We start from the raw sequence: 16,820 nt of genomic DNA on the forward strand, positions 1-16,820 counted from the left end.
GCTCGTACCCGAGCGCTTCCGCCAGGCCTGGCAGGCGGCCATCGACAGCCATGACATCCTGCGCAGCGGCTTCCTCTGGCAGGGCGAGCTGCCGGCGCCGATCCAGGTGGTGCACAAGCGTATCCGCCTGGACTTTGTCGAGCATGACTGGCGGGCGAACGAGGCCGTGCCGGCCGCCCTGGATGGCTTGGCCGAAGAAGAGCGCCTGCGTGGTTTCGACCTGCTGGCCGCGCCCCTGCTGCGCCTGACCCTGGTGCGCACTGGCGAGCAGCGTTACCACCTGATCTACACCAACCACCACATCCTGATGGACGGCTGGAGCAACTCACGGCTGCTAGGGGAAGTGCTGCAACGCTATGCGGGGCAGTTCGCGAGCCATGCGCCCGGGCGCTACCGCGACTACATCGCCTGGCTGCAACGCCAGGACGCCCAGCTCAGCGAGACCTTCTGGAAGCAGCAACTGGCGGTCCTGGATGAGCCAACCCGTCTGGCCCAGGCCATCAGCCGCGGTGGCCAGGCCCTGGCCGGCAAAGGCTACGCCGCCCATCAACAGCACCTGGACCTGCAACAGACGCAACGCTTGAGCGAGTTCGCCCGCCAGCAGAAGGTCACGGTCAACACCCTGGTGCAAGCCGCGTGGCTGTTGCTGCTGCAACGCTACACCGGGCAGGACAGCGTGGTGTTCGGTGCCACCGTGTCCGGGCGCCCGGCGGAGCTCAAGGGCGTGGAGCAACAGATCGGCCTGTTCATCAACACGCTGCCGGTCGTGGCTGCGCCGCGCCCGGACATGCCGGTCAGTGACTGGCTGCAACTGGTGCAGGAACGCAACCTGGCCCTGCGCGATTTCGAACACACGCCGCTGTACGACGTGCAGCGCTGGGCGGGCCTGGGGGGCGAGGCGCTGTTCGACAATATCCTGGTGTTCGAGAACTACCCGGTGTCCGAGGCCCTGGCCCAAGGTGCACCGGCGCAGTTGAGCTTCGGCATGGCGGCCAACCATGAGCAGACCAACTACCCGCTGACCCTGTCGGTGTACCTGGGGCAGACCCTGGCGTTCGACTACAGCTATGCCCTGGAGCATTTCGCCGAGGCGAACATCCGGCAACTGGCGGGCTACCTGGAGCAGATGTTATTGGCGCTGGTGGAGCAGCCGCAGTCGAGCATCGGCGAGTTGGCGTTGACTGGCGCTACCGAGCGCCGCTTGATCGAGGAGCAACGCAGCCGTACTCCGGCGCGAGACCTGTCGCCGCTCTGCGTCCAGCAGTTGATCGAGGCCCAGGCCGCACGCACTGCGGATGCCGTGGCGCTGCTGTGCGCCGGCCAGCAACTGAGCTATGGCCAGTTCAACCAGCGGGCCAACCAGTTGGCCCATGCGTTGATCGAGCAGGGCGTGGGCCCGGATGTGCGGGTGGGCATTGCCGTGGAGCGCGGGCTGGACATGATTGTCGGCCTGCTGGCGGTGCTCAAGGCCGGTGGCGCCTATGTGCCGCTGGACCCCGAATACCCCCAGGAGCGCCTGCACTACATGATGCAGGACAGCGGCATCCAGCTGCTGCTGACCCAGTCGCCGCTGCTGGAACGCCTGCGCGACGGGGTGGAGGTACCCCACCTGTGCCTGGATCAGCAGGGCCTGGACGGCTACTCCCTGAACAATCCAGCGCCGCGGGCCCAGGCCGACAACCTGGCCTATGTGATGTACACCTCCGGTTCCACCGGCCGGCCCAAGGGTGTGGATATCAGCCACCGCGCCTTGACCCAGCACGCCCAGGTTTCCCGGGACTACTTCAACATGAGCGCGGCAGACCGTGGCCTGCAGTTCTCCACCTTCAACTTCGACGCCTTTGTCGAACAGCTGTACCCGGCGCTGATCTGTGGCGCCTCGGTGGTGATTCGCGGCAAGGCGCTGTGGGACAGCGAAACCTTCTACCGCGAGCTGATCGAGCAGGGCATCAGCATCGTCGATCTGAGCACCGCCTACTGGTTCATGCTGGGCAAGGACTTCGCCAGCCGCGAACCCCGCGACTTCGGCCGCCTGCGCCAGCTCAACCTGGGGGGCGAAGCCATGCCGGCAGAAGGCGTGGCGGCGTGGAAAAAGGCTGGCCTGAAACACGCTTGCCTGCTCAACACCTACGGCCCGACCGAGGCCACGGTGAGCGTTACCGCCCATGACTGCAGCCGTTACCTGCAGGACGGGCAAGCCTTGCCGAGCCAGATGCCGCTGGGCAAGGGCTTGCCGGGCCGCTCCATCTACTTGCTGGACAACAGCGGCAACCTGACCCTCAGCGGCGCCACCGGCGAGCTGATGATCGGGGGCGAGCTGCTGGCCCGGGGTTACCACGACCGCCCAGGCCTGACTGCCGAGCGTTTCATTCCCGATCCGTTCAGCAGCGATGGCGGTCGCCTGTACCGCTCCGGCGATCTGGCCCGCTATGACGCCGAGGGCGTGATCGAGTACGCCGGGCGCATTGACCACCAGGTGAAGATCCGCGGTTTCCGCATCGAAATGGGCGAGATCGAAGCGCGGCTGCTGGAGCTGCCACTGGTGCGCGCAGCCGTGGTGCTGGCCCAGGAGGCGGCCGGTGGTCCACAGCTGGTGGCCTACGTAGTGGCGGCCGCGGGCGTGGCGGTAGAGAGCCCGGAACAGCAGGCACAGGTGCGCGAGCAACTCAAAGCGGCCCTCAAGGAGGTGCTGCCGGACTACATGCTGCCGGCGCACCTGCTGTTCCTTGAGGCCCTGCCGCTGAGCCCCAACGGCAAGCTGGACCGCAAGGCCCTGCCCAAGGCCGACGCCAGCCTGTTGCAGCAGGCCTACATCGCCCCACAGAGCGAACTGGAACAGCAGGTCGCGGCGATCTGGGCCCAGGTGCTGGAGGTCGAGCAAGTGGGCATGAACGATAACTTCTTTGAACTAGGTGGGCATTCCTTGTTGGTAACCGCGATGGTCTCTCGAGTCCAGCTCAAGCTTGGGCGCCAGGTCAGTGTGCAGATGGCGTTTGAATTTCCCACCCTGGGGCTGTTCGTCAGCCAGTTGCAACAGACGCCCGGCCAGGTGCAAGGCGCCGACCTGAGTGCGCTGGAACTGTTGCTCGACGAAATGGAGGCTGTGTAATGGACAACACCACCGCGCTGAAAATTGTCAAAGGCTTCATCCTGCTGCCCCTGGAGAAGCGCAAGGTCTACCTGCAGAAGATGCTCGAACAGGGCATCTCCCCGGCCAACCTGCCGATTCCCGAGGTGCGCCTGAGCCAGGAGCGCCTGCCGCTGTCCTATGCCCAGCAACGCCAGTGGTTCCTCTGGCAACTGGCGCCCGAGAGCACGGCCTATCACATTCCCAAGGCCCTGCGCCTGCGCGGAAAACTGAATGTCGAGGCCTTGCAGCGCAGCTTCGACAGCCTGATCGCCCGGCATGAAAGCCTGCGCACGCATTTCGTCGAGGAGGCCGACACGGCGCTGCAGGTGGTCGCCCCCGAGGCGCGCCTGGAACTGGTGCGCCAGGCACTGCCGGCCCAGGCGAGCCAGCAACAGATCAATGCGGCCGTGCAGGACTTCGTCCAGGCCCAGACCCGGCAGCTGTTCGATCTGCTGGCCGGGCCGTTGCTCAGGGTCGGCCTGTTGCAGGTGGCCGAGGATGACCATGTGCTGGTCCTGACCCAGCACCACATCGTCTCCGATGGCTGGTCGATGCAGGTCATGGTGGATGAACTGATCGCGTTCTACATCGGTTTCTGCCAAGGGCAGACGGCGTCGTTGCCGGCGCTGCCGATCCAGTATGCCGATTACGCCCTCTGGCAGCGCCACTGGATGGAGGCCGGTGAAAAGGACCGGCAACTGGCCTACTGGACAGCGCAACTGGGCGGCGAGCAACCCTTGCTCGAACTGCCTCTGGATCGCCCGCGCCCCGTGGTGCAGAGCCATCGGGGCGGGCGCCTGGAGCTGACCCTGGAGCAGCCCTTGAGTGAAGCCCTGGGCAGCCTGGCCCAGCGGGAAGGGGTGACCCTGTTCATGCTGTTGCTGGCCTCTTTCCAGACCCTGCTGCACCGCTACAGCGGCCAGGCCGATATCCGCGTCGGTGTGCCCATTGCCAACCGCAACCGGGTCGAGACCGAGCGCCTGATCGGCTTCTTCGTCAACACCCAGGTGCTCAAGGCCGAGATCGACGGGCAGATGTCCTTCAGCCAGTTGCTGCAGCAGGTACGCCAGACCGCCCTGGCGGCGCAGGCGCACCAGGACCTGCCTTTCGAGCAACTGGTGGAGGCCTTGCAGCCGGAGCGCAGCCTGAGCCACAACCCGCTGTTCCAAGTGATGTTCAACCACCAGGTGGAAGCGGCGGGCGCAGCCGGGCCCCTGAACCTGCCGGGCCTGAACATCGAGGCCCTGGACGCCCAGGGGCAGTCGGCGCAGTTCGACCTGACCCTGGACACCGTGGAAACCCAGGGCCGGATCGCCGCGTCCCTGGTCTATGCCACCGATGTGTTCGACGCCGCCACCATCGAGCGCCTGGCCGCCCATTGGCGCCAGTTGCTGCAAAGCGTGGCCAGCCAGCCACAGCAGCGCATCGGCCTGTTGCCCTTGCTCGAGGCTGATGAGCGGGCGCAGATCCTCGACCAGTGGAACCGGCTGCAGCAGGCATTCCCTTCCCGGGCCTGCGTCCATCAGCTCATCGAGGCCCAGGCCGCCAGGGCGCCCCAGGCCATTGCCCTGACCTTCGCCGGGCAGAGCCTGGACTACCAGCAGCTCAACGAACGGGCCAACCGTCTGGCGCACAAGCTCATCGAGCAGGGCGTGGGCCCCAATGTACTGGTGGGGCTGGCGGTGGAGCGCAGCCTGGAGATGGTCATCGGCCTGCTGGCGATCCTCAAGGCCGGCGGTGCCTATGTGCCGCTGGACCCGGCCTATCCCCAGGACCGCCTGCAGCACATGATGCAGGACAGCGCCATCGCGTTGCTGCTGACCCAGGAGCATCTGCTGCAGGGCTTGCCGGCGTTTGCCGGCAGGACCTGGTTGCTGGAGCAGCCCCTGGACGGCTACCGGGTCGACAACCCCGAGGTCGGGGTGACGCCCGAAGACCTGGCCTACGTGATCTACACCTCCGGTTCCACCGGCAAGCCCAAGGGCACCTTGCAGCCACACCACAACGTCCTGCGCCTGTTCGCGGCCACCGAGCAGTGGTTCCAGTTCGGCGCCGAGGATGTCTGGAGCCTGTTCCACTCCTATGCGTTCGACTTCTCGGTGTGGGAGATCTTCGGTGCCCTGCTGTATGGCGGGCGGCTGCTGATCGTCCCCCAGGAGGTGGCGCGCTCGGCCCAGGACTTCTACCCGCTGCTCTGCAGCGAGGGCGTGACGGTGCTCAACCAGACGCCGTCGGCGTTCCGCCAGTTGATGCACGTGGCCTGCAGCGCCGAGCCTGCGCATCGGTTGCGCTACATCGTGTTCGGTGGCGAGGCCCTGGAGGTCAATACCCTGCAACCCTGGTTCCAGCGTTTCGGCGATCAGCGCCCGCAGTTGGTGAACATGTACGGCATCACCGAAACCACGGTGCACGTGACCTACCGTCCCTTGTCCGTGGCGGACCTGAGCCTGGCGGGGGCCAGCCCGATTGGCGAGCTGATCCCCGACATGTCCTGGTATTTGCTGGACAGCAACCTGCAACCGGTGCCCAAGGGCTGCATCGGTGAACTCTATGTCGGGCGTGCCGGGCTGGCCTGGGGCTACCTGAACCGCGGCGACTTGAGTGCGGCGCGGTTTGTCCCGGACCCGTTTGGCGAGGCTGGTGGGCGTCTCTACCGCACCGGCGATCTGGCGCGTTATCAGGCCGACGGTTCGATCGGCTACATCGGCCGTATCGACCACCAGGTGAAGATCCGCGGTTTTCGCATCGAGTTGGGGGAGATCGAAGCGCGGCTGCTGGAGTTGCCTGCGGTGCGCGAGGCGGTGGTGCTGGCCCCGGAAGGTCCCGACGGCCCGCAACTGGTGGCCTACGTGGTGCCCGCCGGCCTGGACTGGAACGGCCAGGACCCGCTTGCCGAGCAACTGCCCCTGCGCGACGCCATCAAGGCCGGGCTGCGCGAGCACCTGCCGGGCTACATGGTTCCGGCCCATGTGCTGTTCCTCCAGGCGCTGCCCCTGACCGCCAATGGCAAGCTCAATCGCGCTGCCTTGCCGGCCATCGACGGCAGCCTGTTGCAGCAGGCCCACGTGGCCCCGCGCAGCGAGCGCGAACAGCAAGTGGCCGGGATCTGGGCCCAGGTGCTGAAACTGGAAAAGGTCGGCTTGACCGATAACTTCTTCGAGCTCGGCGGCCATTCGCTGCTGGCTACCCAGGTGATGTCGCGCATCCGCCAGGAGCTGGGCATCGAGGCCCCCCTCAAGCTGTTGTTCGAAGGCGAGTCGCTGGAAGATTTCGTCCGCCTGCTGGGCCCGGAAACTGCCCAGCCACTCCAGCCGATTCCCCTGGTGGACCGGCAGCAGCCGCTGGCGGTGTCCTATGCCCAGGAACGCCAGTGGTTCCTCTGGCAGCTGGACCCCGACAGCAGCGCCTATCACATCCCCATGGCCCTGCGCCTGCGCGGCTCGCTGGATAGCCGGGCCCTGCAAAGCAGTTTCGATGCCTTGATCACCCGCCATGAAAGCTTGCGCACGCACTTTGTCGAGAGCGCCCGGGGCCTGACCCAGGTGATCGCGGCCCAGGCCCGCTTGCCCATCAGCCAGCAAGACTTGTCCCTGCTGGTGGAGGCCGGCAACACCGATGACTTGATCAAGCAGGTTATCGACACCCAGGTACGTCAGCCGTTCGACCTGCGCCAGGGGCCGTTGCTGCGGGCCACCCTGGTGCGCCTGGCGGAGGACGAGCATGTGCTGGTGCTGGTCCAGCACCACATCGTTTCCGATGGCTGGTCGATGCAGTTGATGGTGGAGGAACTGATCCGGCTCTATGGCGCCCATAGCCAGGGGCAGGAGGCCGAGTTGCCGGCGCTGGCGGTGCAGTACGCGGACTACGCGGCCTGGCAACGCCAGTGGATGGAAGCCGGTGAGCGCGAGCGGCAACTGGATTACTGGTTGCAGCAACTGGAAGGCGGCGCCCAGGTTCTGGATTTGCCCCTGGACCATCCGCGGCCGTTGCAGCAAAGCCACAAGGGCGCGCGCCATGGCATCAGCCTGGATGGCGCCTTGCCGGGGGGCCTGAAACAGCTGGCCCAGCGCGAAGGGGTCACGCTGTTCATGCTGTTGCTGGCCTCGTTCCAGGTCCTGCTGCACCGCTACAGCGGTCAGGCGGACATCCGCGTCGGGGTGCCCACCGCCAACCGCAACCGGGTGGAGACCGAGCGCCTGATCGGCTTCTTCGTCAATACCCAGGTGCTCAAGGCTGAAGTCGACGGGCAACTGAGCTTCAGCGACTTTCTAAGTCAGGTCAAAAGAGCCGCGCTGCAGGCTCAGGAGCATCAGGACCTGCCCTTCGAACAACTGGTGGAAGCCCTCAAGCCGGAGCGCAGCCTGAGCTACAGCCCGCTGTTCCAGGTGATGTTCAACCACCAGGCGGCCGCCCGCCAGGACGCTGCAGCCCTGGAGGTTCCAGGGTTGCAGGTGCAGATGCTCAGTGGCGAGGACAGCACGACCCAGTTCGATCTGAGCCTGGATACCTTCGAATCCGAGGATGGCCTCTGGGCCTCCCTGACCTACGCCACCGACCTGTTCGAGGCTTCCACCATCGAGCGTCTGGCCCAGTCCTGGGTGCAGTTGCTGCAGGGCATCGTCCAGCAGCCACGCCAGCGCCTGGGGGACCTGCCGCTGCTGGGCGCTGCCGAGCAGCACCAGTTGCTGCACGAGTGGACCCCGGCCACCGGGGAGTTTGTCGGCGAGCACTCTGTACACCAGTGGGTGCAAGCCCAGGTACAGAAAACTCCCGACGCCCAAGCCCTGCTATTTGCCGGCCAGTGCCTGAGCTACCGGGAACTCAATGCCCGGGCCAACCGCCTGGCGCACAAGCTGATCGAGCTGGGCGTGGGGCCTGAAGTGCGGGTGGGCGTGGCCTTGCAGCGCACCCCGGAAATGGTCGTGGCGCTGCTGGCGGTGCTCAAGGCCGGTGGCGCCTATGTGCCCTTGGACCCGGATTATCCCCAGGACCGTCTGGCCCACATGCTGCGCGACAGTCAGGCGCAGATCCTGTTGACCGAAAGCGCCTTGCTATCGCTGCTGCCGTCCGTGGAATCCCTGCAGACCCTGCAACTGGATGCCCGGCCAGGCTGGCTGGATGGCTACCCGACAGACGACCCGGCGCCACGCGCGACCCCGGACAACCTGGCCTATGTGATCTACACCTCCGGTTCCACCGGCCTGCCCAAGGGCGTGGCGATTGCCCATCGCAACGTGCTGGCGCTGATCGACTGGTCGAACCGGGTGTACAGCACTGCAGACCTGCAAGGGGTGCTGGCCTCGACTTCGATCTGCTTCGACCTGTCGGTGTGGGAGCTGTTTGTCACCCTGTCCAGCGGCGGTTCCATCGTCCTGGCCCGCAACGCCCTGGAACTGCCGGAGCTGGCGGACCGCGACCGGGTGCGCTTGATCAATACCGTGCCTTCGGCGATTGCCGCGCTGCACCGCAGCGGGCAGATTCCGCCCAGCGTGCGGATCATCAACCTGGCGGGTGAGCCGCTGAAACAGGCCCTGGTGGACAGCCTCTACCAACAGCCGGGGTTGGTGCATGTCTACGACCTGTATGGCCCTTCGGAAGACACCACCTACTCGACCTACACCCGGCGCGAGGCGGGAGAGCAGGCCAATATCGGCCGGGCCATCAGCAACACCCAGAGCTACATCCTCAGTCCGGACCTGCAACCGGTGCCGGTGGGCAGTGCCGGCGAGCTGTACCTGGCCGGTGCCGGGGTGACTCGCGGATACCTGGCGCGCCCAGGGCTGACCGCCGAAAAGTTCGTACCCAACCCGTTCTCCAGCGACGGTGGCCGGTTGTACCGCACCGGCGACCTGACCCGTTACCGCGCCGATGGGGTGATCGAGTACATCGGCCGCATCGACCATCAGGTGAAGATCCGCGGTTTCCGTATCGAGCTGGGGGAAATCGAAGCGCGGCTGGTGCAGCAGGCGGCGGTGCGTGAAGCCTTCGTCCTGGCCCATGACGGCGAGAACGGCCAGCAACTGGTGGCCTATATCGTGCCGAGCGAGGCCACCCCGACCGTCGAGGCCCAGGCCGCCCTGCGCGACAGCCTCAAGACGGCACTCAAGGAACACGTGCCGGACTACATGGTGCCGGCCTACCTGCTGTTCCTGGAGGCGCTGCCCCTGACCCCGAATGGCAAGCTCGATCGCAAGGCCCTGCCCAAGGTCGACGCCCAGCAGATGCAGCAAGTCTACGTGGCGCCGCAGAGCGAGCTGGAGCAGCAGATCGCGGCGATCTGGGCCGATGTGCTGAAGCTGGATCGGGTGGGCATGAGCGACAACTTCTTCGAGCTGGGCGGCCACTCCCTGTTGGTGGCTCAGGTGGTGACTCGGGTCAAGCAGCAGTTTGGCGTGGATATGCCCATCAAGTCGCTGTTCGGCGCGGAGAGCCTCGCGGCCTTTGTCGAGAAGGTTCAGGCCCTGCGGCAGACAACTTCTTCACTGCAGGATGAATTGGCTAAATCTTTGGAGGCCCTCAAACGTTTATCTCCCGATGATCTTGAAAAAATAATTTCTTAGGCGAGGTAGTACATGCAAGCTTTAATCGACTCGGTAGGCACGCTTTCTTCCAAGGAAAGAAGAGCCCTGGCGATTTTGCTTAAAGAAAAGGGCATCAACCTCTTTGGTATCGCTCCTATCTGCAGCCGCGGCGCCGACGAGGCGCCGGTCCTCTCCTATACCCAGGAAAGCCAATGGTTCCTTTGGCAACTGGAGCCCGACAGCACCGCGTACCACATCACCACGGCGCTGCGCTTGACCGGAGAACTGGACCTCGACGCGCTGCGCCATGCATTCGATACCCTGATTGCCCGGCATGAAACCCTGCGCACTACCTTTTCCGAAGAAGATGGCACGGCGGTGCAGGTGGTGCACCCACCGGCGCCGCTGGACATCGAGGTCATCGAACTGCACGCCGGCGGCCTGTCCTATGAGGCCCAGGTCCATGCCCTGACCGACAGCAAGAGCCAGCCGCCCTTCGATCTGCGCAATGGCCCGCTGTTGCGGGCCAAATTGCTGCGGGTGGCGGCAGACGAGCATGTGCTGGTCCTGACCCAGCACCACATCGTTTCCGATGGCTGGTCGATGGGGGTGATGGTCGACGAGCTGATCCAGCTCTATGCCGGTTACCGCCAGGGGCGCACGGTCAGCCTGCCGGAGCTGCCGATTCAATACGCCGACTATGCCAACTGGCAGCGCCAGTGGATGGACGCCGGCGAGCGTGAGCGGCAATTGGGCTACTGGCTGGAGCAACTGGCCGGGGAGCAGCCCTTGCTGATGCTGCCGCTGGACCACTCGCGCCCGGCGATCCAGAGCTATCGGGGGGCGTTGCTGGATATCCCGTTGCCGGAAGAGCTGCGCCTGGGCCTCAAGCAATTGGCCCAGCGTGAAGGGGCGACCCTGTTCATGCTGTTGCTGGCCTCGTTCCAGGTACTGCTGCACCGCTACAGCGGCCAGGCGGACATCCGCGTCGGGGTGCCGACCGCCAACCGCAACCGGGTGGAAACCGAGCGCCTGATCGGCTTCTTCGTCAATACCCAGGTGTTCAAGGCCGAGGTCGACGGGCAACTGGGCTTCAATGATTTCCTGCAGCAGGTCAAGCAGACCGCGCTGATGGCCCAGTCCCACCAGGACTTGCCTTTCGAGCAGTTGGTGGAAGCCTTGCGCCCCGAGCGCAGCCTGAGCCACAGCCCGCTGTTCCAGGCAATGTTCAACCACCAGACCGCGGTCAAGAAGGGCGGGCAGAGCCAGCGCCTGGACGACCTCAGCATCGAGACCCTGAGTTGGCAGGGGCGCGCCGCGCAGTTCGACCTGACCCTGGATACCTTCGAATCCGAGGATGGCCTCTGGGCCTCCCTGACCTACGCCACCGACCTGTTCGAAGCCTCCACCATAGAGCGTCTGGCCCAGTCCTGGGTGCAGTTGCTGCAGGGCATTGTCCAGCAGCCACGCCAGCGCCTGGGGGACCTGCCGCTGCTGGGCGCTGCCGAGCAGCACCAGTTGCTGCACGAGTGGACCCCGGCCACCGGTGAGTTTTTCGGCGAGCACTCTGTACACCAGTGGGTGCAAGCCCAGGTACAGAAAACTCCCGACGCCCAAGCCCTGCTATTTGCCGGCCAGCGCCTGAGCTACCGGGAACTCAATGCCCGGGCCAACCGTCTGGCGCACAAGCTGATCGAACTGGGCGTGGGGCCTGAAGTGCGGGTGGGCGTGGCCTTGCAGCGCACCCCGGAAATGGTCGTGGCATTGCTGGCGGTGCTCAAGGCCGGTGGCGCCTATGTGCCCCTGGACCCTGATTATCCCCAGGATCGTCTGGCCCACATGCTGCGCGACAGTCAGGCGCAGATCCTGTTGACCGAAAGCGCCTTGCTGTCGCTGCTGCCGTCCGTGGAATCCTTGCAGACCCTGCAACTGGATGCCCAGCCGGGTTGGCTGGACGCGTATTCGCCGGAAAATCCGCCGCAGCGAGCTACTGCGGACAATCTGGCCTATGTGATCTATACCTCCGGCTCCACCGGCCTGCCCAAGGGCGTGGCGATTGCCCATCGCAACGTGCTGGCGCTGATCGACTGGTCGAACCGGGTGTACAGCACTGAAGACCTGCAAGGAGTGCTGGCTTCCACCTCGATCTGCTTCGACCTGTCGGTGTGGGAGCTGTTTGTCACCCTGTCCAGCGGCGGTTCCATCGTCCTGGCCCGCAATGCCCTGGAGCTTCCGGAGCTGGCGGATCGCGACCGGGTGCGCTTGATCAATACCGTGCCCTCGGCGATTGCCGCGCTACAACGCAGCGGGCAGATTCCGCCCAGCGTGCGAATCATCAACCTGGCGGGTGAGCCGCTGAAACAGGCGCTGGTGGATAGCCTCTACCAGCAGCCCGGGCTGGTGCATGTCTACGACCTGTACGGCCCTTCGGAAGACACCACCTACTCGACCTACACCCGGCGCGAGGCGGGAGGGCAGGCCAATATCGGCCGGGCCATCAGCAACACCCAGAGCTACATCCTCAGCCCGGACCTGCAACCGGTGCCGGTGGGCAGTGCTGGCGAGCTGTATCTGGCCGGCGCCGGGGTGACCCGAGGCTACCTGGCGCGCCCAGGGCTGACCGCCGAAAAGTTCGTACCCAACCCGTTCTCCAGCGACGGTGGCCGGTTGTACCGCACCGGCGACCTGACCCGTTATCGCGCCGATGGGGTGATCGAGTACATCGGCCGCATCGACCATCAGGTGAAGATCCGCGGTTTCCGTATCGAGCTGGGGGAAATCGAGGCGCGGCTGGTGCAGCAGGCGGCGGTGCGTGAAGCCTTCGTCCTGGCCCATGACGGCGAGAACGGCCAGCAACTGGTGGCCTATATCGTGCCGAGCGAGGCCACCCCGACCGTCGAGGCCCAGGCCGCCCTGCGCGAAAGCCTCAAGACGGCACTCAAGGAACACGTGCCGGACTACATGGTGCCGGCCTACCTGCTGTTCCTCGAAGCGTTGCCGCTGACCCCCAACGGCAAGCTCGATCGCAAGGCCCTGCCCAAGGTCGACGCCCAGCAGATGCAGCAGGTCTATGTGGCGCCGCAGAGCGAACTGGAGCAGCAGATCGCGGCGATCTGGGCCGATGTGCTGAAGCTTGAGCAGGTCGGTGCCACCGACAACTTCTTCGAACTGGGCGGTGATTCGATCATCTCGATCCAGGTAGTCAGCCGCGCGCGGCAGGCCGGTATCCGCTTCACCCCGCGGGATCTGTTCCAGTACCAGACGGTACAGGGGCTGGCGGCAGTGGCCGAGCAGGGCGAGGGCGGGGTGCAGATCGACCAGGGCCCGGTGCGTGGCGCAACTGCGCTGCTGCCGGTGCAGCAGTGGTTCTTCGAGCTGCCCATGAGCGAACGCCATCACTGGAACCAGTCAGTGCTGCTCAAGCCGGCCCAGCCGCTGCGCGCCGAGGTGGTAGAGAACGCCTTGCAGGCCCTGTGGGTGCAGCATGACGCCTTGCGCTTGCAGTTCAGCCAGGAGGCGGATGGCTGGTCGGCGCGTTTTGCCGATGCAGGCCAGCGGCCGGAGCTGCTCTGGCAGGTCGCAGTGGATGGCGCCCAGGCCATGGAACAGTCGGCGATCGAGGCGCAGCGCAGCCTGAACCTGCAGGACGGGCCGCTGCTGCGGGCCGTGCTGTTCAGCCTGGAGGACGGCAGCCAGCGCCTGTTGCTGGTGATTCACCACCTGGTGGTGGACGGGGTGTCCTGGCGGATCCTGCTGGAGGATCTGCAACGGGCCCACACTCAACTCAGCGCCGGCCAGACCCTGGCGTTGCCGGCCAAGACCAGCTCGACCCAGGCCTGGGCCGAGCAGATGCAGGCCTATGCCCAAGGTGCGGCGCTGCAGGAAGAACTCAAGTACTGGCAGGCCCAGTTGCAGTGCGTCGAGTCGAACCTGCCGCTGGACCGCCCGGTGACCGAGTTGCAGAACCAGCACGCCAGCAGCCTGAGTTCACGCCTGGACAAGGCCCATACCCAGCGCCTGCTGCAGGATGCCCCGGCGGCCTACCGCACCCAGATCAATGATTTGCTGCTCACCGCCCTGGCCCGGGTCATCACCCGCTGGACCGGCGAAGCCAGTGCCCTGGTGCAACTGGAAGGCCACGGCCGCGAAGACCTGTTCGACAGCATCGACCTGACCCGCACCGTGGGCTGGTTCACCAGCATGTTCCCGGTGAAGCTCACGCCCCAGGCATCCCTGGCCGACTCGATCAAGTTCATCAAGGAACAACTGCGGGCGGTGCCGAACAAGGGCATCGGCTTTGGCGCCCTGCGTTACCTGGGGGATGCTCAGGCGCAGCAGGCCCTGGCAGCCTTGGCCGTGCCGCGTATCACCTTCAACTACCTGGGCCAGTTCGACGGCAGTTTCGACGAGCAGGATTCCCTGTTCAAACCCAGCGGTGAAGCCAAGGGCGACGACCAGAGCCCACTGGCCCCGCTGAGCAACTGGCTGAGCCTGGATGGCCAGGTCTATGGCGGCGAGTTGAGCCTGAACTGGACCTTCAGCCAGCAGATGTTCGATACCGCCACCGTGCAGCGGCTGGCCGACGACTATGCCGAGGAGCTCAAGGCGCTGGTGGCGCATTGCTGCACACCAGAGCTGGCGGGCGCGACCCCGTCGGACTTCCCACTGGCGGGCCTGAACCAGCAGCAACTGGATCGCCTGCCGGTGGCGATGGCCTCGGTCGAGGACCTCTACCCCCTGTCGCCGATGCAGCAGGGCATGCTGTTTCATACCCTCTACGAGCAGGCCGCGGGCGATTACATCAACCAACTGCGGGTAGACGTGGACGGCCTTGATCCGCTGCGCTTCCAGCAGGCCTGGCAGGCGGCCATCGATCGGCATGACATCCTGCGCACCGGCTTTATCTGGCAGGGCGAGGTGTCGACGCCGCTACAAGTGGTGCACAAGCACATTGCCCTGGACTGCACCGAACATGACTGGCGCGGCCAGCCGCAGCAGCAGGAAGCCCTGGATACCCTGGCCACCGCCGAGCGCCAGCGTGGCTTCGAGCTGGATGCCGTGCCGTTGTTGCGCCTGACCCTGGTGCGTATCGACGAGCAGCGCTACCACCTGATCTACACCAACCATCACATCCTGATGGACGGCTGGAGCAACTCGCAGTTGCTCGGCGAAGTGCTGCAACGTTATGCCGGTCAGTTACCCAGCCACGCTCCGGGCCGCTACCGGGACTACATCGCCTGGCTGCAACGCCAGGATGCCCAGGCCTGTGAAAGCTTCTGGAAAGAACAACTGCAGACGCTGGATGAACCGACCCGCCTGACCCAGGCGCTATCCCGGGTCGCGGACATTGCGGCCGGCACCGGCCACGGCAAGCATCATCGCGAGCTGGACCTGGCACAGACGGCACGGCTTGGCGAATTTGCCCGGCAGCAGAAGGTCACGGTCAATACCCTGGTGCAGGCGGCGTGGCTGCTGTTGCTGCAACGTTGCACCGGGCAGGACAGCGTGGTGTTCGGCGCCACGGTGGCGGGGCGCCCCGCGGAGCTCAAGGGCATAGAGCAGCAGGTGGGCTTGTTCATCAACACCTTGCCGGTGGTGGCCACGCCACGCCCGGACATGACCGTGAGCCAGTGGTTGCAGGCAGTGCAGAACCGCAACCTGGCGCTGCGCGACTATGAGTACACGCCGCTGTACGAAGTGCAGCGCTGGGCCGGGCTGGGCGGGGATGCGCTGTTCGACAACATCCTGGTGTTCGAGAACTACCCGGTGTCCGAGGCCCTGGAAAAAGGCGCACCGGCGCAGATGAGTTTCGGTGAAGTGGGCAACCACGAGCAGACCAACTACCCGCTGACGGTGGCGGTCAATCTGGGTGAGAGCCTGTCGTTCGAGTTCATCTATGCCCGCGAGTCGTTCACCGCGGCGTCGATGCAACAGTTGGGCGGGCACTTGCAGAGCCTGCTGCTGAACCTGATGGAGCATCCGCAGACGGGCCTGGGCGAGTTGCCCATGCTGACTCAGGACGAGCAGCGTCGAATCCGCGAGGACTGGGATCACACCGATGTGGTCTACCCGACCGAGCGTTTTGTTCACCAGCTGTTCGCCGATCAGGCGGCCAAGGCGCCGGACGCCCCGGCGGTGTTTTTCGCCGAGCAGCGCCTGAGCTATCGCGAGCTGGATATTCAGGCCAACCAGCTGGCGCACAAGTTGATCGAACTGGGCGTTGGCCCGGAAGTGCGGGTGGCCATCGCCATGCCGCGTTGCGCGGAAATCATGGTGGCCTTCCTGGCCGTGCTCAAGGCTGGTGGGGTTTATGTGCCGCTGGATATCGAGTACCCCCAGGACCGCCTGCGCTACATGATGCAAGACAGCGGCGCGTGGCTGCTGCTGACCCAGAGCCACCTGCTGGATCGCTTGCCGATCCCCGAGGGCCTGCCGACCCTCACCGTCGAACGCGCCGCAGATTTTGCCGCCTACCCCGCCACCACCCCGCAGGTGGATCTGGCCGAGGAAAACCTCGCCTATGTGATCTACACCTCCGGTTCCACCGGCTTGCCCAAGGGCGTGGCGGTGTCCCACGGCCCGCTGGCCATGCACAGCCTGGCCACCGGCGAGCGCTATGAAATGAGCCCGGCGGATTGCGAGTTGCACTTCATGTCCTTCGCCTTCGACGGCTCCCACGAAGGCTGGATGCACCCGCTGATCTACGGGGCCAGCGTGCTGATCCGCGACGATAGTTTGTGGTCGCCGGAATTCACCTACGAACAGATGCACCGCTACGGCGTCACCGTCGGTGTGTTCCCGCCGGTGTACCTGCAACAACTGGCGGTACACGCCGAGCGCGACGGCAACCCGCCGGCGGTGCGGGTCTACTGCTTTGGTGGCGATGCAGTGCCGCAGGCCAGTTACGACTTGGCCTGGCGAGTGCTGCGGCCCAAGTACATCTTCAACGGCTACGGCCCGACTGAAACCGTGGTTACGCCATTGATCTGGAAGGCCAAGGCGGGCGATCCGTGCGACGCGGCCTACGCGCCCATCGGCAATATCGTCGGCAATCGCAGCGCTTATGTGGCCGATGCCAACCTCAACCTGTTGCCGGTTGGCGTGGCCGGCGAGCTGTACCTGGGCGGCCTGGGCGTGGCCCGGGGTTACCTGGATCGACCTGGGCTGAC

At 65.5% G+C, this 16,820-nt stretch carries 3 protein-coding genes; all 3 read left to right on the forward strand.

Annotated features, from left to right (window positions below):
• Window positions 1–3,109 (forward strand): non-ribosomal peptide synthetase (locus BM382_RS31245; protein ID WP_139238036.1); only part of this gene is annotated, 3,109 nt, incomplete at its 5' end.
• A complete protein-coding gene (locus BM382_RS31250; protein WP_072445093.1) occupies window positions 3,109–9,690 on the forward strand; it encodes a non-ribosomal peptide synthetase in 6,582 nt (2,193 codons plus the stop codon). The genes BM382_RS31245 and BM382_RS31250, both read left to right, overlap by 1 nt.
• Before the next feature lie 12 nt (window positions 9,691–9,702).
• Window positions 9,703–16,820 (forward strand): non-ribosomal peptide synthetase (locus BM382_RS31255; protein WP_139238037.1); only part of this gene is annotated, 7,118 nt, incomplete at its 3' end.

The sequence above is a fragment of the Pseudomonas sp. NFPP25 genome (assembly GCF_900116505.1).
Classification (GTDB): Bacteria; Pseudomonadota; Gammaproteobacteria; order Pseudomonadales; family Pseudomonadaceae; genus Aquipseudomonas; species Aquipseudomonas protegens.

Bases quoted from the DNA above. Each gene is read 5' to 3' on its own strand.
- BM382_RS31250 (WP_072445093.1), top strand. From the start codon at position 3,109: ATGGACAACACCACCGCGCTGAAAATTGTCAAAGGCTTCATCCTGCTG.